Genomic DNA, 22,048 nt, shown 5'->3' on the forward strand with positions numbered 1-22,048 from the left:
GTGAGCAGCCCGAACAGGGCCCCTTCCGAGGTGTGCCCTGAGGCTATGCCGGCCGGTGGGGCGAGGGCAAACGAATTAACGGTCGGATTCAGAAAGTTTTCTGCGGGCAGATTTCGTCGACGGTCGCGCCACCCACCAACGCCAGCACCGCCTCCCCGTACAGGCCCAGTTTGCGCGGTCCGATCCCGGCGATCGCGACCAGCTCCTCGGCCCGGCCCGGCCGCCGCTCGGCCAGTGCCACAAGCGTCGCGTCGGTGAACACCACGTACGCGGGCACCTTCTGCGTGCCGGCCACCCGAGACCGCCACTCGCGTAGCCGCTCGTGCAACTCGTCGTCGATGTCGGAGGGACAGGTGGCGCACCGGCCCAGCTTGCGGTCCGGCCCGGCGAGCAGGGTCGTGCCGCAGATCCGGCAGGACACGATCCGGGTGGCGGGCCGCCGCTGCGGGGTCCGCCCCGGCCGTTGCGCGTCGACCCGTTCCGTCGCGCCGGCGGGCGCGAGTTGCGGCAGGAATCGACTCGGTCGCCGGGGCCGGCCGCCCGGCGAGCGCGCCGAGGCGTACGACAGCCAGAGCCACTGGCGGGCCCGGGTGATACCGACGTAGAGCAGTCGGCGTTCCTCCTCGACCTGTTCGGTGGTGCGCGCGTACGTGGTGGGCAGGGTGCCCTCGGCCAGGCCGACCAGGAAGACCGCGTCCCACTCCAGCCCCTTGGCGGAGTGCAGGGAGGCCAGCGTCACGCCGTCCACGGTCGGCACGTGCTGCTGGGCCGCCCGCCGGGCCAGTTCCTCGGTGAAGTCGGTCAGGGTGACCGGGCGCTCCACCGTGGCGGCCACGCCCAGCGGCAGGATCTCCGGGGTGGCCGCGTACTCCTCGGCGAGCTGCACCAGCGCGGCCAGTGCCTCCCACCGCTCGCGGGCGGCACCCCCCGCCGGCGGAGCATCGGGTGCCCATCCGACGCCGGCCAACGCCTCGACCACCGCTGCCCGCAGCGGGGTCTCACCCGGCAGCGACCGGGTCGCCGCGCGCAGCGCGACCATCGCCTGGCGAACCTCGGCGCGTTCGAAGAACCGTTCCGCCCCCTGGACCTGGTAGGGCACACCGGCCTCGGCGAGCGCCTTCTCGTACGCCTCGGACTGCGCGTTGGTGCGGAACAGCACGGCGATCTCGCGGGCCGGGGTACCGGCGCCGATCAGCGCCCGACAGCGGGCGGCGACCGCGGCGGCCTCGGCCGGCTCGTCGGTGAAGATCCGCCGCTCCGGCTCCGGGCCGGCCGGCTGCTGCCCGACCAGCTCCAGGCGCAGCCGCGCCTCGGTGCCCCGCGCCTGCGAGATGACCGCGTTGGCAAGCCCGACCACCTGCGGCGTCGACCGGTAGTCGCGGACCAGCCGGACCACGGTGGCCGCCCGGTGCCGACGCGGGAAGTCGACCAGGTACGCCGAGGTGGCCCCGGTGAACGAGTAGATGGTCTGGGAGGCGTCGCCGACCACGGTCAGGTCGTCCCGTCCGCCGAGCCAGGCGTCCAGCAGCCGCTGCTGCAACGGGTTGACGTCCTGGTACTCGTCGACGACGAAGTGCCGGTACTGGTTGCGGACCTGCTCGGCGACGTCCGGATGCTCCTCGATCCCCCAGACCGCGGCACGCAGCACGTCCTCGAAGTCGATCACCCCACCGGTCCGCTTGAGCCTCTCATAGGCGGCGAACACCTCCGCCACCTTTGCCGGCTCGTGCGAGGTCTCGCGCAGCGCCTTGGCGGCGGCCACCACGTACTCGCCCGGCTCGACGAGGGAGGACTTGGCCCATTCGATCTCACCGGCGAGGTCACGTGCGGCCGTCCGGTCGGCGCGCAGGCCGGCTCGCGCCGCGGCGAGAGTGACCAACCTGACCTTGCTGTCCAGCAGCTCGGGCATGGCCCGGCCGTCGAGCAGCCGCGGTGCGAAGTAACGCACCTGCCGCAGCGCAGCCGCGTGGAAGGTGCGCGCCTGCACGCTGGCCACGCCGGCCACGGCGAGCCGCTGACGCAATTCCGCGGCGGCCCGGGCGGTGAAGGTGACCGCGAGCACATGCCGGGCCGAGATCTCACCGGTCAGTGCCCGGTACGCGATCCGGGACGTGACGGCCCGGGTCTTGCCGGTACCGGCACCGGCGAGTACGCAGACCGGGCCGGCCGGGGCGGTCACCGCCGCGCGTTGCTCCGGATCGAGCCCGGCAAGCACGCGTTCGGACGCGGAGTTAACCACCACAGCGGGGAATTGTCGCAGCTTCTCCGGACGTTGCAGCGGATAGCCTGTGCTTGATCGGCAAGCCACCGGGCGCGACGTTGGAGGATCTCACCATGCTGACGATGTATTCCACTCCCTGGTGCGGCTACTGCCACCGGCTGAAGTCGCAGCTCGACCGGGAGGGGATCGCCTACCAGGTGGTCGACATCGAGCGGGATCCGGCGGCCGCGACGTTCGTCATGCAGGTCAACGGCGGCAACCAGACGGTACCCACGCTGCGCTTCGCCGACGGCAGCGCGCTGACCAACCCGTCGATCAACCAGGTCAAGCAGCACCTGGCGAGCATCGCCGCCTGACCGCACCGGCACACTTCCCGCGCTCCCCTCGCCTCTTCCGCACCGATCATGAAGTTGTTGCCCAGGTAGGCGCCTACCTGGGCAACAACTTCATGGTCAACTGCGCCGGAGGGGGTCGAGGGCGACGATCTCGGCCTCGGGTGCTCGGCGTTGGGCGGGAACCGGGAGCCGCACCGGCGGCCCGGGGGGTGGACTCAGGTGGCGGCCACGCCAGAGGTAGTTGCCGGCGAGCAGGGTCGCCAGGCCGACCGTCGCGAAGACCAGCCGGTAATCGAGCAGGGCGACGACAAGCGCGCCCATGCCGATCGAGAGCGCCTGCGGGAACCTGACCGCCGCCTCGGCGGCGGCGGCCACCCGGCCGAGTAGTTCCGGTGGGGTCCGTCGCTGGATCAGGGTGTGCAGCCCGACCAGGGTCAGCGGCAGCGACAGGCCCGCCACCAGCACCGCGGCGAGGCCGAGCCACAGATTCGGGTACGCCAGCATCAGCGCGGCAGGTCCGAAGAGCGCCACTCCGAGAGCCAGGGCACCCAGCTCACCGACCCGCCGCAGCACGGCGGCGGAGAGCAGCCCACCCGCCAGGCCACCGATGCCCTGCACGGTGAAGAGCACGCCGACGAACGCCGGTTCCCGCCCGAGCCCCCGGTCCACGTAGGCGAAAATCAACGACTCGGTGAAGCCCATCACCAGTGAACCGAGGCCGTAGCCGAGCAGCGCCCGCCGCAGTGCCGGCTCGGTCGCGAGGTGGCGGAGTCCGGCGACCAACTCCCGCGGCAAACGCGTCCGGTGCCCGGAGCCACCGGCCGACGTGTGCGGCGTCGGCGACCTGCCTGACGTGGGCGGAACTGACGGCGCAAGCGACGCGCCGGGCGTGGCGACCGTCTGCGGCGCGCCGACCACCACGGCGGCGACCAGAAATCCGACAATTCCCACCAGGGCCAGCAGCCAGCCGCCGAGCGCCACGTAGAGGCCGGCACCGGCGAGCGGGCCGATCAACCGCAGTCCCTGCCGCGCCGTCTGCAACGCCCCGTTGGCCTCGCCGAGCAGGTCCGGCGGCACCAGTTCCCGCACCAGCCGGCTGAGCACCGCCCCGACGGTCAGGTTCGACAGCCCGTACAGCGCGGCCACCGCGTAGATGATCCACATGTCGCCCGCGTCACGGACCGCGAAGAGCGGGGTGAGCAGCAGCGCCGTCGCGAGGTTGGTGACCACGAAGAGGGGACGCCGCGGACACCTGTCGACGAACCAGCCGACCAGCGGCGCCAGCACGCGTGGCACGAGGATGACGAAGATCGTGGCACCGGCGAGGCCGTCCGATCCGGTGAGGTCCTTCACCCATACAGCGAGCGCCAGCAGCAGGATCGACTCGGCGGCCATGCTGGCCGACAGCCCACCGAAGAGCAGGCGGAAGTCCGGGCGACTCAGGACGGTGCGCATTGATCCTCCGTTGGCGCGACTCGGGACGGTGGGCGGGGTCGGCGGGGCCGACGACGCGGATCGCGCCGACCGGAGTCGCTGTCGGGTCTGCGTATTTCTGGTGACACGCCCTCCGCCGGCACCTCCGGCGGAGGGCGCGACGTCCATACTGACCGTGGGGGGCGAATTTCATACAGTTACCGTCGCGTCCGCGGCGGTCGACGGAAAGAGGACACTGTGCCTCCTGCCGCACCCAGCCCGATCCTGCGCCGCCGCCGGCTCGGCGGCGAACTGCGCCGTTTACGCGAGGCCGCCGGGCTCACCGGCGACCAGGTCATCGAACGCGTCGGCTGGGCTTCCGCGTCCAAACTGTCCCGCCTGGAGAACGGCCGCAGCCGCCCCGATCCGACCGATGTCCAGGATCTGCTCGACCTTTACCACGTCGACGACGCCCTCCGGCTGGAGCTGCTCAGCTTCACCCACGAAGCCGGCGACATACGCGGTTGGTTAAAGCGATATCCGGCGATGACGCAACAGCAGCGCGGCTTCGCCGAGCTGGAGGCGGGTTGCGCCGAGATCTCCGAGTACAACCCGGTGCTGGTGCCGGGGTTGTTGCAGACCACCGGGTACGCGCGGATGCGAATCTCCTCGGTCTGGCAGGTAGACCAGGCGGCCGGCGCCCCGGAGGCCGAGGACGAGATCGAGACGGAGATCAGAGCCCGATTGGCGCGCCAGTCGGCACTCACCCGGGAGACCGACCCACCCCGCTACACCGCGGTGCTGGAGGAGTCCGCGCTCGGTCGCCGGGCCGGACCACCGGAGGTGCTGCGTGAGCAGTTGGCGCAGCTCTGCGAGCTGGCCATGCTGCCGAACGTCACGCTGCACGTGCTTCCCCGGGACACGCCGATCGGTCAGTGGTACCTCCCGCCGACCGCGTTCTCGGTCTATCGGTTCGCCGATCCCCTCGATCCGGAGACGCTCGCCATCGAAGGTGGCTTCACCGACGTCATGTCGACCGAGGCAATCACCCTAAATCGCTATAAAGTGGTGTTCGAGTGGCTATGCACGGCGGCACTTTCCGCAACGGACACCCTCTCCTGGCTGATGGATGCGTCGGGGCAGCTGTCCGGCGCGGCGATCCCGCCCACTGTGGCGGGTGGTCCGGCAACGGCGCCGGCTCAACGCCGCAGATCCTCCGGGCGCCTGACGGAACGGTGACCAGCACCGGCCCGCCGTCGGGAGGTGCGGTGCCACTCGGTCCATCGGTTCACCTCAGGAGCGCAACGATGAACGAGTTCCGCAACACGCCGTCCGTCCTCGCCCAGCTCGCGGACGTACCCTGGCGCACCAGTACGCGCAGCCAGACCTCCAACTGTGTGGAGGTCGCACCGCTGTCCAACGGCCCAGCCGCGGTGGCGCTGCGCGACAGCAAGGACCGGGGTGGCCCGGTGCTGCTGTTCGGTCGGACGGGATGGCAGGGCTTCATCTCCGGTGCCAGGGACGGTCAGTTCGACAACCGCTAGCGCGGACGCCCGCGGGGTCGCCGGCTGCTCAGCCGGCGACCCCGTTGTCGTCTGTCCCGCATCGACGCTGAGCAGGGATCGGATGATCGGTCGGGTCTGCGGGCCGATGGGCGCGTTTCACTTGCTGGGACGGGCGTCGGGCGTACGATGACGGAACAGTGACGTGGAACTTCCACGGTTCCACCCGTCGCGACACATCCGGAGACCCACATGCGGTTCCTGATCGTTCGCACCGACATTCGCGCCGCCGCCGACGCCGACATCACCGCTGCCTGGGCCGGAGGTCAGCGGCTGCGGGACGAGACCGCCCGGCCCGAGCCACGTCGCCAGGTCGTCCACGCCGACGACCGCGACGCCGCGCTGCTGCTGGCCCGCGCGATCGCCACCGTGGGCTCCGTACGCTCCGGCAAGCAGCGGGTCAAGGTACTGCCGCTGGACGACGCACGCCACCAACGAGCCGCCCCCGACTGGCCCGGCACCTGAGAACCACCACCCGTCCGTCGTGGTCGACCGGCTCCCCCGCCGAGTTCCTCACCCAGCCGACCACGACGGCCCGTGTCCCCGGTCCGTGACCGCCGCGGCAACGACGGTCACGGACCGGGGCCGCACTCCGAATCGCCCCTCAGCAGCGCCCGTCGAGCCAGCGGTGCACCAGAAACAGCGCGATCGACGAGGGTGGTGGCAGCAGCAGACGGGCGCCGCCCACCTCGACCGGCCGGCCGGCGAGCGCCGCCTCGATCTCCCGCCGGGAGAACCAGCGGGCCTCCGCGATCTCAGCCGGATCCAGCCGCAGCGGGTGCCCCGGGTCGGCGGTGGCCAGGAAGCCGAGCATCAGCGAGCCGGGGAACGGCCAAGCCTGGCTGCCCGCGTACCTGATGTCGGAAACCTCGACGCCGACCTCCTCGCGGACCTCGCGCAGCACCGCCGCCTCGGCCGACTCCCCCGGCTCCAGGTAGCCGGCCAGGCAGGAGAACCGTCGCCCGTGCCCCGTACTGGGCCAGGTGGCGTTGTTGCCGAGCAGGCACCGGCCCTCGCCGCCGTCGATATCGTCGTGCACGAGCACGATCATCGCCGGGTCGGTACGCGGCCACACCCGCTCGCCGGTCGGGTCCACCCGGGTCCAGCCGGCCTCGTCCGCCCGGGTGGGCTCACCGGTCACCGGGTGATAGAGATGCCGCAGGTGCCAGTTGGTCAACGCCAGCGCGGTGGTGAACAGTCCGGCGTCCCGGTCGCTGAGCAGGTGCCCGATGTTCCGCAGCTGGGCCGGCCGGGTCTCCGACACCGTCGGCAGGGTGCCGTGCACACAGAAGACCGGCGTCCCGTCCGGCTCGACGCCGAGGAACATCGCGCCGGCGGCGAGGGCCGGCGGCAGGTCGCCGGCAGCCACCAGCACCAGTTCCGGCTCGGCGGTGTCGGTACGCACCAGGGCCCGCCCACCCGCCTCGACGTCCAGGACCAGCACCCGCGCCCCGACCCACGCCTGCGCCAGCCACTGCGGATCGGTACGCCGGTGCGCCGAACGATCCAGCGTGGACCGGGCCAGCGGCGGGCTGCTGTTCCCGCACCCGCTCACCACGACGCTCCCCCGGGACGCCGGCCGGTGTGCGGCGCCGCGACACCACGACGACGCACGCTCGTCACGGGACGGGTACGGTCTCGACCTGCGCCAGCGTGGCCAGCGAGGCGGCGATCCGCTCGGCGTCGCCGAGCACGACCGTGACGGCTCGGGACGGCGCGAGATAGCGAGCCGCCGCCTCGGTGACGTCGTCGACGCCCACCTTCGTCAGCCGGGCCGCGTGTTCGGCCAGGAAGTCCAACCGCAACCCGTTGCCGGCGTACGCGCTGACCAGCGAAGCCAGCCCGGCCTGGGTGGAGATGCCGAGTTGGAGCGTGCCGAGGGCGTACTGCCGGGCCTGTTCCAGCTCTTCCGGAGCGGGCGGCACGGTGGCGAGCCGGCCCATCTCGTAGCTCGTCTCCAGCAACGCCGGCGCCGTCACCTCGGTGGCCACCTCGGCGGCGGCCACCAGCACCGAGCCGGCCACCGCGTGCTCGATCAACGAGTGCGGACCGTAGGTGTAGCCCTTGTCCTCCCGAATGTTCTCCACCCACCGCGACGAGAAGTAACCACCGAAGATCAAGTTCGCCAACTGCAAGGCGGCGTGGTCGGGATGGGTGCGCGGCACCGCCGGCAACGCCACCCGCATCGACGACTGCACCGACCCGGGTCGGTCGACGAGCAGCAGCGGACCCGGTTCCAGCGGCGGGGCGGGCGGCACGTCGGCCGGGTGCCCGGCACCGTTCCAGCCACCGAGGGCCTTCTCGGCCGCGTCCAACGCCCGCTCCGGGCGCAGATCACCGACCAGTACCAGCACCGCACCAGCCGGATGCACCCGCTGGGCGTGCAGCGACCGCAACGCCGCCGGGCGGACCGCTGCGACCTGCTCCGGGGCCGGTGTCTGCACGGCGTACGGGTGGCCGTCGAAGATCCGCCGGAGCAGTGCCGTACGGGCCAGATGCGCCGGTTGGCTCCGGGCGACCTCGATGCCGTCGACGAGCCGACCCCGCTCGACGCCCACCCACCCGGCCGGGTAGTTCGCCCCGGTGAGGACCTCGGCGAGAATCTCCAGCATCCGGTCCAGCCCGGTGGCCAGCCCGGTACCGGAGATCATCAGCCGGTCCGGGTCGAGCCCGGCCGAGAGCCCGCCGCCGATCTTCTGCAACTCGGCGGCGATCTGCACGCTGCTCATCGTCTCGGTGCCGGCGAGCAGAGTCTGCGTGAGCAGGTGGCCCCGGGCCAGATGGGCCCGTCCGAAGGGCATCCAGAGTCGCAGTTCCACCAACGGCACCGCCGGCCGGCGCACCACGATGACGGTGAGCCCGTTGCCGAGCGTGCGCTCGGCCTGCCGGGGAAGCTTGAGCCGACGGGTCGGTCCCAGCGGCGGCAACTGTCGTCGCGGTACGGTCGCGGTCACCGGGATTCACCTTCCGTTCGTGACTGCGGGGCTCGCAGAACCGGCTCACTCCTCGCACTCACCGGGACCCACCTCCGGGGAGGACCTCGATGGAGGCGCGGCGCTCCGGGCGCAGGGTGGCCGCGGCAGCCCGGACCTGCTCGTCGGTGACCTCACCGATCAGGCTCGGCAGCTCACCGAGCAACCCCGGCTCGCCGCGCTGCTGCTCCAGCACCGCCATGCCCAGCGCGCGGCCGAGCACCGCATCGGTTTCACGCAGCAGGTGGGTGGCCATCCGCGCCTGGGTCCGGGCCAGTTCGCCGTCGCCGAGCCCGTCGTGGGCGAGCCGGTCCAGTTCCTCGTCCAGGGTCCGCAGCACCTTGTCCACGTCACCGCCGGGCGGCAGGTGCGCCTGGAGCAGCAACGCGGTCGGATCACGGACGTCGAACGGGTCGCCCATGAAACCCAGGTAGCCACCGACGCTGGTCACCGAGCGGTCCCGGCGCACCAACCGCTCCACCAACCGCGACGCGTCGCCGTCGGTGAGCACCTCGGCCAGCACCACGTACGGCAGGTAGGCGGCGAAGTCGTCGATCGGGTCCGGTACCCGCCATGCCGACGCCACCGCCGGCAGCGGAGCCAACTTGTCGGTGTACTCGGTGCGCCGCTCGGCGGTCAGGTCCGGCTCGGCGAAGTCCGGCCGGTCGGGCGCCGGACGGGCCGGTACGTCACCGAAGTGCCGCTCGATCAGCGTGACGGTCTCGGCGGTGTCGATGTCCCCGCTGACCGTGAGCACCGCGTTGCCGCTGGCGTAGTAGTGCCGGAAGAAGTCCGCGGCGTCGGCGACGGTGGCCGACTCCAGATCGTCGAAGGAGCCGTACCCGTCATGGGCGTTGGGGAAGGTGTCGAACAGCACCGGCGGCAGGGTCAACCAGGGAAACCCACCGTACGGCCGGTTGAGCACGTTGACCCGGATCTCCTCCTTGACCACGTCGACCTGGTTGCGCAGGTTCTCCTCGGTCAGCCGAGGGCCACGCATCCGGTCGGCCTCCAGGAACAGCGCCCGTTCCAGAGCGTTGCTCGGCAGGGTCTCGAAGTAGTCGGTGTAGTCCAGATGGGTGGAGCCGTTGAAGGTGCCGCCGGCACCCTGCACATGCCGGAAGTGGGCCAGCTTCTCCAGATTCTCCGAGCCCTGGAACATCAGGTGCTCGAAGAGGTGGGCGAAACCCGTCCGCCCCTCCGGCTCGGAACGGATGCCGACATCGTAGACGACCGCCACCCCGATGACCGGAGCGCTGCGATCGGGGGTCAGGACGACCCGTAGGCCGTTTTCGAGGGTGAACCGTTCGACCGGATACCTCGTCGCTGGAATTCTCGCTCTGCGGGTCGGCACGGAACCGACCCTAACGTCTCGGCGCGCCCGCCGGTGCCGGCGTGCAAGGAAGCGCACCGCCATCGGAGCTACGCCCGGACCCGAGCGGAGCGCCGCGTGCCGTCAGCCGGACGCGCTGCCGGTGTGCTCGGTCGGTGCCGGTCCGCGCAACTCCACCAGGCCGGACGGAGCGGACCCGCCCGGCGTGACCGGCCAGGGTGCGAACGTCACGGCCGTGGCCAGCAGCAGCCCGACGGCCGCCACCGCGATCACCAGAAGCAGCTCACGCACCGCCGAGCCCACCATGGTCTTCCTCCCCGTACCCGATCAGGAGCCCCCCGGCTCCTCCCCCGCAGTCAGGGTTGCCGAGCCGGATCAGGAAGACAGTCGCCCACCCGACGGTCGGTCTACTGATTGCCGACTCAGGCTTGCGGCCCTGCTCGGCGCGGGCCGGAGGGCGCGAACCGGAATTGGCCGGGGACGTCGACAGGCGCAGGAACGCGGACGGCCGGGCCGCCGCCGGTGCGCAGTGCACGGCGGCGACCCGGCCGACACCGGGTGACCGAGAGGTCAGAGCGGACGGATGTTCTCCGCCTGCGGGCCCTTCTGGCCCTGCACGACCTCGAACTCCACCCGCTGGTTCTCGTCGAGGCTGCGGTAGCCGGAGGACTGGATCGCCGAGAAGTGGGCGAAGACGTCCGCGCCGCCGCCGTCCGGGGTGATGAAGCCGAAGCCCTTGTCAGCGTTGAACCACTTGACGGTGCCAATAGCCATGCTTGTTTCGTCTCCTTGACGGAACGTCAACTCCGCACCTGTTGCGGAGTTGAAAGAGGAATGTCCCGAGCGAACCTGCTCGGAACGCCTGTCGCTGCTGGTCGCCCCGCCCGGAGAAGTCCGGACATAACAAAGAGCGCCTGGGGCCACATTCCGCCAGGCGCAAACAGAGCTGGTAACCGAAACTGCAACGAGGGAACCCTACCATGGATCCGGCAGCACGCCAGTGCTTCATGTCGACTCGGGAACCGAGCTGATCAAGGCCGTCAGCCCGTCGACGTCCAGCAGGTCCGTCGGACGGACGGTCACCCCGTCCCGCACGTAGTGGAACGCCGCACCGACCCGGTCGACCGGCACACCGGCCAGCTCCGCCCAGGCGAGCCGGTAGACCGCCAGTTGCACCGCCGCCACCTCGGCCGCGGTGCCGTCCGGTCGCGCGCCGGTCTTCCAGTCGACCACGTCGAAACGGTCGCCCGGACGACGGAACACGGCGTCCATCCGGCCGCGTACCACCACACCGCCGATGACCGTGGCGAACGGCACCTCCACCTCGATCGGGGTGCGGTCGGCCCACTCGCTCGTCAGGAAGCGCCGCTGAAGCTCGGCCAGCTCCTCGTCCGGGGCCGCGTCCGCGTCCGCCGCCCCCGGCAGCTCGTCGGTGTCGAGCAACCGGTCCGCGCCGAACCGTTGCTCCAGCCAGGCGTGGAACGCGGTGCCCCGGCGAGCGTACGGGTTGGGCTCGGTCGGCATCGGGCGACGCAGTGCCCGGGCCAGCCCGGCCGGATCCCGGCGCAACGCGACAAGTTGCGTCACCGACAGATGCTCGGGCAGCGACACCTCGATCGGGCCGGAGAGCCGGCTCACCTCCGCCCGCTCGGCCAGCAGCAGCTCACCCTCCCGTCGCCACCGGGCCACCTCCGGATCCTCGCCGATCGCGTCGTCCGGCCCGTCCCCGCCGTCACCGTCGGTCAGGAAACGGCGGACCAGCGCCGCCGCCTCGGCCAGCACCGGACGGCGAGGGCCGAGCGGATCGGCCGGCCACTCGGCCCGCAGAACCACCTCGGTGGTCGGGTTCACCGCGTCCGGCGCCGGCTCCGGAGCCCATTCGTCGACCAGATGACCGGCACCGCCGTCCAGGCAGGCATCGTGCACCTCGCGGAGCAGCGCCGACGGGCCACGCGGCCGCTTGGTGCCCTCACCCCACCAGTGCCCGGAGCAGAGCAGCAGCCGCCGGGGCCGGGTCACCGCCACGTACGCCAGCCGTCGTTCCTCCCGCTCGTCGTGGGCCCGCCAGGCATCGGTGAAGTCCTCCACCGCCCGGGCCACGCCGCGCTGGTCGTCCGCCTCGGCCAGGGCCAACTCGGGCAGCCCGTCGGCGTCCCCGCGCAGCGGGAACGGCAGCACGCCCAGGCCGCCCAGCCAGTGGTCCGAGTTGCGGACCGGCCCTGGCCACCCGCCACGGCTCAGCCCGGCCACCGCCACCACGTCCCACTCCAGCCCCTTGGCGGCGTGTGCGGTGAGAATCTGCACCGCCCCCTCGACCACCTCGACCTCGCCCGGCGCGAGACCGCGCTCCTCGTCCTCGGCGGCGGCGAGATAGGCCAGGAACCCGGCGAGCGTGGCGGCCGGCGACTCCCCGCTGAACCGGGCGGCCACGTCACCCAACGCATCCAGGTGGCCCCGGGCCAGGCCGGCGTCACCGGCACCGTCGCGGCCCGCCCGCACCGCCACCTCCACGTCCAGCCCGGTGGTCCGCTCCACGTCCGCGATCAGTTCCGGCAGGGACTGGTCCAGCCGGTAGCGGAGCAGGCCCAGTTCCCGGCCGTACGCGCGCAGCCGCGCATACCCCTCGGCCGAATACGCCTGCGCCGGACCCAGGTCGGCGAGCGCCTCCACCAGGGTCGCCTCGTCGAGGCGATCGGGGCTGACCTCCGGAGTGCCGTCGTCGGCGAGTCGACGCCGGGCCGACGCGATGGAGCCGGCCCGGCGATGCAGCGCCACCAGGTCGCGTGGCCCGATCCGCCACCGCGCACCGGTCAGCAGGCGCAGCAACGCCGCCCCGTCGGTCGGGTCGGCCAGCACCCGCAGGGTGCAGACCACGTCGCGTACCTCGGGGGTGTCCAGCAGGCCGCCGAGACCGACCACCTCGACCGGCAGGCCGCGCTCGCGCAGCGCGGCGGCGATCGCCGGGATCTGGCTGCGCAGCCGGACCAGCACCGCCGTGGTCGGGCGTCGCGTCACGGGGATGTGCTCAGGCAACACACCCGGCGTGCCGGCCGCGCCGCGCCAGGCGGCCAGCAGGCTGTCGGCGATCCAGTCGGCCTCGTCGGCGTACGTCGGCAGCAGCGCGCAGTGCACCGTGCCGGCGGCGGCCCCGCGCGGGCTGCGATGCGGGATCGGCTCGTCGACACCGAGCGCGGCGTGCAGCTCGGGCACCCGCGCCCCGGCCGCGCGCAGTGGCGTGGCCAGCGTGTTCGCCACCGCCAGGATCTCCGGTCGGTTGCGCCAGCTGGTGGTCAGCCCGAGCACCCGCGCCGGGCCGTCGTCGACGCGGGTGAATTCGGTAGGGAAACGGTCCAGGGTGCCGGCGCTGGCTCCCCGCCAGCCGTAGATGGACTGGCAGGGATCTCCCACCGCGGTCACCGGATGGCCGTCACCGAACAGCGCTCTGAGGAGCACCACCTGGGCATGGCTGGTGTCCTGGTACTCGTCGAGCAGCACCACCCGGTAGCGACTGCGCTCGATCTCGCCGACACCGGGATGGTCCCGGGCGACCCGGGCCGCCCGAGCGAGCTGGTCGGCGAAGTCCATCGCCTCGAAATCGTCCTTCCGGCGGGCGTAGCCGCGCACCAACGGCAACAGCTTCAACCGGGCCTGCTGGAGCGCGAGGGCCTTGCGTACCCCGGCGTAGACCCGCCCCGGACGTGACTGCACGTCGGCGAAGAACCGGCCGGTCCAGGCGGCCAGCTCGTCCGGTTCGACCAGGTGCTCGTCCAGCTCGCCGGCGAGCGCGAGCACCGCGTCGGTGACGGTGCTCGGCATCCGGTCCACCTCGGACATGTCCCCGTCGTAGTTGCGCACGATCAGGTCGACCAACTGCCAGCGGGACGCCTCGGTCAGCAGCCGGGTGGAGGGCTCGTAGCCGGCGCGCAGGCCGTGCTCGGTGACGATCCGCCCGGCGTACGAGTGGTAGGTGGCCACGGTTGGCTCACCGGCGAGGGGATCGTCGAGCGGGTTGCGGTCGCGGCGGCCCAGCCGGCGGACCAGCTGGTCGAGCCGGATGCGGACCCGGTGCGCCAGCTCACCGGCGGCCTTTCGGGTGAAGGTGAGGCCGAGCACCTGCTCCGGCCGGACGTACGAGTTGGCCACCAACCACACCACCCGGGCGGCCATCGTCTCGGTCTTGCCCGAGCCCGCACCGGCGACCACCAGCAGCGGCTCCACCGGCGCGGCGATGATCGCCGCCTGTTCCCGGGTGGGCGCCGGCAGGCGGAGCAGCTTCGCCAGTTCCACGGGTGTGTACCGGGGGCCGGCGTCGGCCGCGCGGGGTGCCGGTGGGACCGGCTCGAACAGGGTGGGCTGGGTCACGGCTCGACCACCTGCCGGCCCTGACCGGACACCGGGCAGCTGCTGCGCACCGGGCAGACCCGGCACTTCGAGTTGGCGACCGCGGCGAAGGTGGCGGCGGCCATCGTGTCGGCGGTACGACGCACCAGTGCGGTCGCCCAGCCGGCCTCCGGGCCGTCGGTGGTCGGCGGCTGGGCCTGCTCGCGGGCATCCTTGGCGCCGGTGCCGAGCTGCACCAGTGCCGCGCCACCGGGTTCGTCGCCGAACTCGGCGAACGCGCCGGCCTCCACGGCGGCCTGATATGCACCCAACTGGGGATGCTCGGCCACCTCGCTCTCGGTGACCGCGGTGGACTTGCCGGTCTTCAGGTCGACCACCACCAACCGGCCGTTCGCGTCGATCTCCAACCGGTCGACCCGGCCGGTCAGCTCGACCGGCCGGGTCGGGTCGTCGAGGCGTACCGCGAACTCCTGCTCGATGGCGAGCAGCCGGCGCGGGTTGGCGGCCAGCCAGCGCAGCAGCTTGTCGACCATCGCCTCGGCGCGGGCCTGCTCCGGGCCGACCATCCAGCGCGCCGCCAGCTCGATCGCGTCGAAGCGGGCGGCCACGTACTCCAGCAGTGTCTCCCGGTCGGCGCGGGCGTCCTCGGCCAGCATCGCCGCCGCGTGCACCAGGTTGCCGACGCCCTGCGCGGTGCTGGCCGGTGCGCTACCGCCGTGCCGTTCCAGCAGCCAGCGCAGGCTGCACCGCAGCGCGCTCTCCATCCCGGACGGGGTCACCCGGACCGGCTCACCGTCGTCGACCAGCGGCCGGTCGTCGGAGAGGGCGCGCAGCCCCCACCAGTCGTCCGGGTGCGCGCCGGACACCCCGGCGGCGGCCAGTCGGGCCAGCTCGGCCGCTGCCGCGCGCCGCCGGGCGGGCGGTGCCGCCGGATCGGCGACCGCGGTACGCAGCTCCGCCACCAACGCGGGCAGGGTGAGTGCCCGGGGCGGCCGACTCAACGGAAGCCGGCGCGGACCGGTGTGCCCGGCCTCGGCGGTACCCGTCGGGCCGTCATCGTCCGGGACGCCATCCGCCGGGGTGCCGGGGGGAAGCGGTTCGTTCGGCGGCGGGGGTGGCGGACCGGCGGCGCCGCCCGGATCGTCGGTGGGGCCCAGCTCGTAGAGGAACCGGCTGGGTTGCTCCTCGTGGTCGTCGCCGCCCACCGACGCCGAGGCGACCGCGCTGACCAGCAGCCGCCGCCGAGCACGGGTCACCGCGACGTGGAACAGCCGCCGCTCCTCGTCGAGCAGCGCCGAGGTCTGCCCGACCACGACGGCCACCGCGGCCGCACCGTCCCCTCGGCCGGCCAGCACGTCGACCAGCCGCTCCGAGCCGAGCAGACTGCCGCGTAGTCGCAGGTCCGGCCAGACGCCCTCCTGCACTCCGGCCACCGCGACCAGGTCCCACTCAAGTCCTTTGGCCGCGTGCGCGGTGAGCAGCCGTACGGCGTCGCCCCGGTCCGCCGTCGGTGCGAGCGTGTCGGCCGGCAGCTCCTGACCGAGCACGTGATCGAGGAAGACCTCGGTACGCGCGCCCGGCAGCCGATCGGTGAACCGGGCGGCGGCGTCGAAGAGGACCAGCACGGCGTCCAGGTCACGGTCGGCCGCCTCGGCCCGGCGACGCCGGGCGAGATCGCCCTCGCCGGCCACGGTCGGGCCTCGGGTCAGCGCGGCCGACCACAGCTCGGCCAGCCCACTGGCCCGCCAGACCGCCCAGAGAACCTCCTCGGCGGTGGCGGCCGGCCGGCCGGCCGTCTCCCGGGCGACGGCCAGCAATCCGGCCACCGTCTGCGCCGGCTCGGCCCAGCGCCGCTCGACTCCGGCCAGCTCGGCCGGGTCGCGGAGCGCCTCGATGATCAGCTCTCCGGAGGGTCGGCGGTCACCCCGGGCCAGGGCGAGGGCACGCAGACCCTGGCGCAGCCGCCGCTCCGCCAGCGGATCGGCGCCACCGAACGGCGAGTGCAGCAGCGCGACCGCGGCCTCCTCGTCGAGTCGCGCCGGCTCCAGGGCGCAGCGCAGCAGGAGCAGCAGCGGCGCGACCGCCGGTTGCAGGTGCAGCGGAAGATCCTCACCGTGCACCACGGTCGGCACGCCGGCCGTGTGCAGCGCCCGACGCAGCCCGGGCAGCTGCCGGGCGGTGGAGCGGACCAGCACCGCCATCCGCGCCCACGGCACGCCGTCGAGCAGGTGCGCCTCCCGCAACGCATGCGCCAACCACGCCGCCTCACTCGTGGTCGAGGAGAACGTGCGTACCTCCACCGTCCCCGGCGGAGTGTCCGGCAGCGGTCGTAGCTGCCGGTGGGCGGCCGGCCCGCGCAGCCGTCGGGCCAGCCGGGTGGTAGCGGCCAGCAGCCGCGCTCCCGCGCGGTAGCTGGTGGTCAGCAGCACCTGTGCGGCCGGTGCGCCGGAGGCGGTGCGGAACCGGTGCGGGAAGTTCGTCACGCCGCCCGGGTCGGCCCCTCGGAACGCGTACGTGGACGAGTCGGGATCGGCGAAGGCGACCAGGGGAAGGCCGCCGCCGGCCACCGTGTCCAGCAGCTCCAGCTGCGCGGGATCGGTGTCGGCCAGCTCGTCGACGTAGACGTACGCCAGCCGGCGCCGCTCGGCGGCGAGCAGTTCCGGATCGTCGCGCAGCATCCCGGTGGCAGCCCGGACCAGCTCCGCCGGGTCGTAGGCGACCGAGCCTCGGTTGGCCACGTCACGCAGGGCCAGCACGGCCACGTACTGCCGGAGGAACCGGGCCGCGGCCGGCCAGTCGGCACGGCCGAGCCGCTCACCCAGCCGGGCCAGCTCGACCGGGCCCACCCCCCGCTCGGCGGCACGCATCAGCAGGTCGCGCAGTTGAGCGGCGAACGCCCGGGTACGCAGCGCCGGCCGCAGGTCCGCCGGCCAACCGACCTGGTCGTCGTCGGGCTCCGCGTCGGGCTCCGCACCGACGACGTCGAGCAGCTCGCGAATGATCAGATCCTGCTCCGGGCCGGTGAGCAGCCGGGGCGACGGCTCGCCGCGTTCGGCGGCGGCCCGCCGCAGCAGACCGAAGGCGTACGCGGGAAAGGTGCGCACCAGCGGCTCGCGCAGTACCCGCTGCCCGGTCGCGGCGATGCCCGCCTCGATCCGGTGCCGCAGATCGGCGGCACCACGTCGGCTGAAGGTGAGCACCAGGATCCGCTCCGGGTCGACTCCCTCGGTCACCCGGGCGGTGACCGCCTCGACGAGGGTCCGGGTCTTACCCGTGCCCGGCCCACCCACCACGAGCATCGGACCGGCGGTGTGCGCGACGACCTCCGCCTGCCGCGGATCGACCTGCCCCGGCCCGACACGACCGATCGCGGCCCGAGACGGTCCGGCGTTGTCCGGCGCAGCCCGATCCGCTCCGGCGTGGTCGGACCCGACCTGGTCCGGCGCAACCCGATCCGCTCCGGCATGGCCAGGTCCAACCTGGTCGGGCGCTACCCGACTAGGCCGAGCCTGCGGATCAGCGGCGTCCGAGGACGGGGCGACGGACGGGCCGCTCCCCTCGGTCGGCCCGGCGGGCCGACGCACCAACCGGTACGCCTGCATCCCGCCATCCCATCACGGCCCTGCGACACCGCCCGACCCGCCACACCCGCCCCGGTCGGTGTTCGGGGCTCGGGGTGCGGCGAGGTGGGGCTTGCGCCCGGCGGGAAGATGTGGTTCGCCGCATCCCGGGCCGATCAGCCGCCGGGCCAGCCCGGGGCAGCGGGGTCGCCCAGCGAGGCGGCGGGGTCGCCCAGCGAGGCGGGCCTGCCAGCGGGCGCGCCGCCACGGGCCAGGCGGTCAGGTGAGGTGGGATTCGATCAGGTCCAGCGCACCGGGGACGGTGTCGACCGACCGCAGGAGGTCGAAGCCGGCGGGCTTGAGGAACCTCTGGTCGGTCAGGTTCCGCAGCCACTCCAGCAGCGGGTCGTAGAAGCCGTCGGTGTCGACCAGCACCATCGGCTTGTGGTGCAGGGCGAGTGTCGCGGTGGTCCAGACCTCGAAGAGTTCGTCGAGCGTGCCGAGCCCGCCGGGCAGGGTGAGGAAGGCGTCCGACTTCTCGAGCATCAGAATCTTCCGACTGGCCATCGAGTCGGTGACCAGCAGTTCGTCCGAGTCGAGGTCGGCGACCTCCAGGTCGACCAGCGCCTGCGGGATCACGCCGACCGTACGACCCCCCGCAGCGCGTGCGCCGTTGACCAGCGCACCCATCATCCCGACGCAGCCGCCGCCGCTGACCAGCGTGTGCCCGCGCCGAGCAAGCTCCGCACCGGTGTCGGCCGCCAGGTCCAACCAACGCTTGTCGAGTGTCCGGGAGGAGGCGCAGAACACGCAGATCGCGGCCATCGGTCAGCGCCCCGCAGGCTCGTCGGTCGCGGCGGATTCGTCTGCGGCGACCGGCCCGCCAACAGCAGCCGACCCGTCCGCAACCGCCTGCCCGTTCGAGTCGGCCGAACCGCCCGCCGTGGCGCGCCCGTTGACGGTGGCCGACTCGTCGGCGGCGGCCTGCTGGTCGGCGGCGACCCGGGCGACGGCCTCCTCGCGTACGGTCTCCTGCTCGACGCTGAGGGCGGCCTCGGCCTCCACGATGTGCCGTACCGCCGCCGCGACATCGTCGGTGACGCAGATCAGCTCCAGATCGACCGGGCCGATCTTGCCTTCGGCGGCCATCGTGTCACGCAGCCAGTCGAGCAGCCCCTGCCAGTAGTCCGCGCCCATCAGCACCACCGGGAACCGGGTGACCTTTCCGGTCTGCACCAGGGTGAGCGCCTCGAAGAGTTCGTCCATGGTGCCGAACCCGCCGGGCAGCACCACGAACGCCTGGGCGTACTTGACGAACATGGTCTTGCGGGCGAAGAAGTAGCGGAAGTCGATGGCCAGGTCGACCCACTCGTTGATGCCCTGCTCGAAGGGAAGTTCGATGCCGAGGCCGACGGAATGGCCGCCGGCTTCGCTGGCCCCCCGGTTGACCGCCTCCATCACGCCCGGACCGCCGCCGGTGATCACCGCGTAGCCGGCCCGGGCCAGCGCCGCGCCCAACGCCTCGGCGAGCTGACACTCGGGGCTGTCCGGCTTGCTGCGCGCCGACCCGAAGACGCTGACCGCCGGCGGCAGGTCGGCGAGGGTGTCGAAGCCCTCCACGAACTCGGAGAGGATGCGCAGCGCCCGCCAGGCATCCTTCGTCTTCCAGTCGGCCCGCGCCCGGGAATCCAGCAGGCGTTGATCCGCGGTACTATTGGTGATCGACTGGCGACGGAGTGTTACGGCGCCGCGATGCCGCTCCTGTTCTCGTTCGCGCCGGTTGCTCTGGGTCATGGAAGCAACCGTAGTGGAGTCCAGCCAGATAACCCGGCAAACACTTTGTGATCTTGTGCAACCAAATCGCTTTCCCGTACGTCTTACTATTCACATACCGGGTATGCCCCGGCGCGCGGGCTTCGGGGGAGGAGACAGCGTGATCAGCAACAACGAACGGATCCGGATCCGCCGCCAGATGCAGCGGCGCATCCGCGACGTGGTGGCCGAGCGCCGCCGCACCCGCCTGCTCGACAAGCCACCCGAGCCGCCGGCCGATCCGGCCGCCGAGTCACACCTGAGCGCCGTCTGACGTCGGAGCGCTCACCCGCCTGCGGAGTTGACGCCCGGACGATCAGGCGGCCAGCCAACGGTGCAGCGTCGCCGCACCGTCGCGGATCTTGCTGATCTCGACGTGCTCGTCCGGGTGGTGGGCCAGGTTCGGATCACCCGGGCCGAAGTTGAGCGCCGGGATCCCCATCGCCGCGAACCGCGCCACGTCGGTCCAACCCAGCTTGCCGATGGGCGCGGCACCCACCGCAGCCAGGAATTCCCGGGCGGGGGCGGCCTCCAGTCCGGGCAGCGCACCGGCCGCGCAGTCGGTCACGGTCAGCTCGTAGTCAGCGAAGACCTCGCGCAGGTGCGCCTCGGCCTCGGCCGGCGTACGGTCCGGCGCGAAGCGGTAGTTCACCTCGATCTCGCACCGGTCCGGCACCACGTTCCCGGCGACCCCACCGTGGATGCGGGTCGCGTTCATACCCTCCCGATACTCACACCCGTCGATGGTCACCCGCCGGGCCTGGTACGTCGACAGGCGGCGGAGCACCTCACCCGCGCCATGCACCGCATTGATGCCGTGCCAGGAACGGGCCGAGTGGGCCCGGACCCCGGTGGTCACCACCACGGCCCGCACGGTGCCCTGGCAGCCGGCCTCGACGATGCCGTACGTCGGTTCCAACAGCAGCGCGAAGTCGGCCGCAAGCCAGTCCGGGTGCGCCTGCGCGACCAGGTGCAGGCCGTTGTACCTCGACTCGATCTCCTCGGCCTCGTAGAAGAAGTACGTCACGTCGTAGCGTGGCTCGGGCAGGTTCGTCGCGAGATGCAGTGCGTAGGCGACCCCGGACTTCATGTCCGAGGTGCCGCAGCCGTACATCAGGTCGCCGCGCAGGGTCGACGGGAAGTTGTTGTTCAGCGGCACCGTGTCCAGGTGGCCGGCGAGCACCACCCGAGAGGCCCGCCCCAGATCGGTACGGGCCATCACCGTGTTGCCGTACCGGTAGGTGGTCAGGTGCGGGACCACCCGCAGCACCTCCTCGACGCAGTCGGCGATGGCCTTCTCGTTGAGGGACACGGACTCGATGTCGACCAGCGCGCGGGTCAACGCCACCGGATCGGCGAGGACCTCGGGGGTAAGCGGGTTCTCCATGGTCCGCACGGTACCGTCACAACCGGCGACCGCGAGACGCGAGCCCTTCGGCGCAGCGCGAGGAGTGGGCCGGCGGGCCCCGCAGTCGCGAGCAGCAGCCAGCCCGCAGGCGAACGAGAGGTGAGTAAGTGACGTCCACACAATCCGCGTGGGGCATCGGCCTGGCCACCGTCACCGCCGAGGACCAGGTGCTTGACGCCTGGTACCCGACCGGCAAGCTGGGCCTCGGCGAGCTGCCGCTGGTCGCCGGTGAGGACGAGGCCGACGTGCTGGACCTGCCGCCCGGCGCGATCGGCGACCGGGCCCTGCCGGGTCTGCGTACCGTCCAGGTGGTCACCGTCATCGGCTCGCTGGACGATCCGATCAAGGACGCGGCGGACGCGTACCTGCGGCTGCACCTGCTCTCCCACCGCCTGGCACGGCCCAACGAGATCAACCTCGACGGCATCTTCGGCAAGCTGGCCAACGTGGCCTGGACCACCGCCGGGCCGTGCCCGCCGGAGCGGGTGGACGAGCTGCGCGTCATCGAGCGGGCCGCCGGTCGCCACCTCGGGGTGTACGGGGTGGACAAGTTCCCCCGGATGACCGACTACGTGGTGCCCTCCGGGGTGCGGATCGCCGACGCCGACCGGGTCCGGCTCGGCGCGCATCTCGCCGCCGGTACCACCGTCATGCACGAGGGCTTCGTCAACTTCAACGCCGGCACGCTCGGCGCCTCGATGGTCGAGGGACGCATCGTGCAGGGCGTGGTGGTCGGTGACGGTTCGGACATCGGCGGCGGTGCCTCCATCATGGGCACCCTCTCCGGCGGCGGCACCGACAAGGTACGCATCGGCGAGCGCAGCCTGGTCGGCGCCAACGCCGGTGTCGGCATCTCTCTCGGCGACGACTGCGTCGTCGAGGCGGGTTGCTACATCACCGCCGCCTCGAAGATCAGTCTCCCGGACGGCCGGATCGTCAAGGCCCGCGAACTCTCCGGCGTCGACGGATTGCTGTTCTGGCGCAATTCGGTCTCCGGCGCGTTGGAGGCCCGCCCCCGCACCGGCCGGGGCATCGAACTGAACGCCGCCCTGCACGCCAACGACTGAGCCCCGGGTGGGGCGGGCGCGATG

Annotated in this window: 17 protein-coding genes and 1 pseudogene; 6 read left to right on the plus strand and 12 right to left on the minus strand. The window is 72.5% G+C overall.

The annotated features are described in order from the left end of the window. Positions 1 to 88: 88 nt before the first annotated feature. Complete coding sequence (locus O7601_RS02055) at positions 89 to 2,242, minus strand: ATP-dependent DNA helicase UvrD2 (RefSeq protein WP_281564607.1); 2,154 nt, start codon at positions 2,240 to 2,242, stop codon at positions 89 to 91. A gap of 92 nt (positions 2,243 to 2,334) precedes the next feature. Between O7601_RS02055 and O7601_RS02060 the strand changes: the two genes are divergently transcribed. Then, positions 2,335 to 2,577: a mycoredoxin gene (locus O7601_RS02060; RefSeq protein ID WP_281564608.1), complete on the plus strand. Its 243-nt coding sequence runs from the start codon at positions 2,335 to 2,337 to the stop codon at positions 2,575 to 2,577. Between the two features lie 96 nt (positions 2,578 to 2,673). On the opposite strand, the gene O7601_RS02065 is transcribed toward O7601_RS02060, so the two are convergent. Then, positions 2,674 to 4,011, minus strand: coding sequence for an MFS transporter (locus O7601_RS02065; RefSeq protein WP_281564609.1), 1,338 nt, complete (start codon positions 4,009 to 4,011; stop codon positions 2,674 to 2,676). A gap of 216 nt (positions 4,012 to 4,227) precedes the next feature. On the opposite strand from O7601_RS02065, the gene O7601_RS02070 reads away from it, so the two are divergent. From O7601_RS02070 to O7601_RS02080, 3 genes are all read left to right on the plus strand, one after another. Continuing rightward, positions 4,228 to 5,208: a helix-turn-helix transcriptional regulator gene (locus O7601_RS02070; protein WP_281564610.1), complete on the plus strand. Its 981-nt coding sequence runs from the start codon at positions 4,228 to 4,230 to the stop codon at positions 5,206 to 5,208. 68 nt (positions 5,209 to 5,276) lie between these two features. Next, positions 5,277 to 5,513, plus strand: coding sequence for a DUF397 domain-containing protein (locus O7601_RS02075; RefSeq protein WP_281564611.1), 237 nt, complete (start codon positions 5,277 to 5,279; stop codon positions 5,511 to 5,513). A 210-nt stretch (positions 5,514 to 5,723) separates the two neighbouring features. Next, entirely contained in the window at positions 5,724 to 5,996 is a 273-nt protein-coding gene (locus O7601_RS02080) for a hypothetical protein (protein ID WP_281564612.1), read from the plus strand. 139 nt (positions 5,997 to 6,135) lie between these two features. Here O7601_RS02080 and nudC read toward each other — a convergent pair whose 3' ends face one another. The 9 genes and pseudogenes from nudC to O7601_RS02125 all read right to left on the minus strand — a co-directional run. Next, complete coding sequence (gene nudC / locus O7601_RS02085; RefSeq protein WP_281564613.1) at positions 6,136 to 7,089, minus strand: NAD(+) diphosphatase; 954 nt, start codon at positions 7,087 to 7,089, stop codon at positions 6,136 to 6,138. A 61-nt stretch (positions 7,090 to 7,150) separates the two neighbouring features. Next, a complete protein-coding gene (locus tag O7601_RS02090; RefSeq protein ID WP_281564614.1) occupies positions 7,151 to 8,485 on the minus strand; it encodes a pitrilysin family protein in 1,335 nt (444 codons plus the stop codon). A 58-nt stretch (positions 8,486 to 8,543) separates the two neighbouring features. After that, positions 8,544 to 9,857: a pitrilysin family protein gene (locus O7601_RS02095; protein ID WP_281564615.1), complete on the minus strand. Its 1,314-nt coding sequence runs from the start codon at positions 9,855 to 9,857 to the stop codon at positions 8,544 to 8,546. A 102-nt stretch (positions 9,858 to 9,959) separates the two neighbouring features. Further along, on the minus strand, positions 9,960 to 10,142 hold the full coding sequence (locus O7601_RS02100) for a hypothetical protein (RefSeq protein WP_281564616.1): 183 nt from the start codon (positions 10,140 to 10,142) through the stop codon (positions 9,960 to 9,962). A gap of 264 nt (positions 10,143 to 10,406) precedes the next feature. Further along, positions 10,407 to 10,610: a cold-shock protein gene (locus O7601_RS02105; protein WP_013735772.1), complete on the minus strand. Its 204-nt coding sequence runs from the start codon at positions 10,608 to 10,610 to the stop codon at positions 10,407 to 10,409. A gap of 231 nt (positions 10,611 to 10,841) precedes the next feature. Further along, on the minus strand, positions 10,842 to 14,198 hold the full coding sequence (locus tag O7601_RS02110) for an ATP-dependent DNA helicase (RefSeq protein WP_281564617.1): 3,357 nt from the start codon (positions 14,196 to 14,198) through the stop codon (positions 10,842 to 10,844). Further along, on the minus strand, positions 14,195 to 17,476 hold the full coding sequence (locus tag O7601_RS02115) for an ATP-dependent DNA helicase (RefSeq protein WP_281564618.1): 3,282 nt from the start codon (positions 17,474 to 17,476) through the stop codon (positions 14,195 to 14,197). The genes O7601_RS02110 and O7601_RS02115 overlap by 4 nt, the downstream gene beginning before the upstream one ends. Positions 17,477 to 18,016: 540 nt before the next feature. Next, positions 18,017 to 18,562: a TIGR00730 family Rossman fold protein gene (locus O7601_RS02120; protein WP_281564619.1), complete on the minus strand. Its 546-nt coding sequence runs from the start codon at positions 18,560 to 18,562 to the stop codon at positions 18,017 to 18,019. A 144-nt stretch (positions 18,563 to 18,706) separates the two neighbouring features. Further along, a pseudogene (locus O7601_RS02125) lies at positions 18,707 to 19,531 on the minus strand (TIGR00730 family Rossman fold protein); the annotation flags it as partial. Between the two features lie 139 nt (positions 19,532 to 19,670). Between O7601_RS02125 and O7601_RS02130 the strand changes: the two are divergent. Next, entirely contained in the window at positions 19,671 to 19,823 is a 153-nt protein-coding gene (locus O7601_RS02130) for a hypothetical protein (protein WP_281564620.1), read from the plus strand. A 42-nt stretch (positions 19,824 to 19,865) separates the two neighbouring features. Here O7601_RS02130 and dapE read toward each other — a convergent pair whose 3' ends face one another. Further along, on the minus strand, positions 19,866 to 20,936 hold the full coding sequence (gene dapE, locus O7601_RS02135; RefSeq protein ID WP_281564621.1) for a succinyl-diaminopimelate desuccinylase: 1,071 nt from the start codon (positions 20,934 to 20,936) through the stop codon (positions 19,866 to 19,868). A 128-nt stretch (positions 20,937 to 21,064) separates the two neighbouring features. On the opposite strand from dapE, the gene dapD reads away from it, so the two are divergent. Beyond that, positions 21,065 to 22,024, plus strand: coding sequence for a 2,3,4,5-tetrahydropyridine-2,6-dicarboxylate N-succinyltransferase (gene dapD / locus O7601_RS02140; protein ID WP_281564622.1), 960 nt, complete (start codon positions 21,065 to 21,067; stop codon positions 22,022 to 22,024). Positions 22,025 to 22,048: the final 24 nt, after the last annotated feature.

The sequence above is a fragment of the Verrucosispora sp. WMMD573 genome (genome assembly GCF_027497175.1).
GTDB lineage: Bacteria > Actinomycetota > Actinomycetes > Mycobacteriales > Micromonosporaceae > Micromonospora.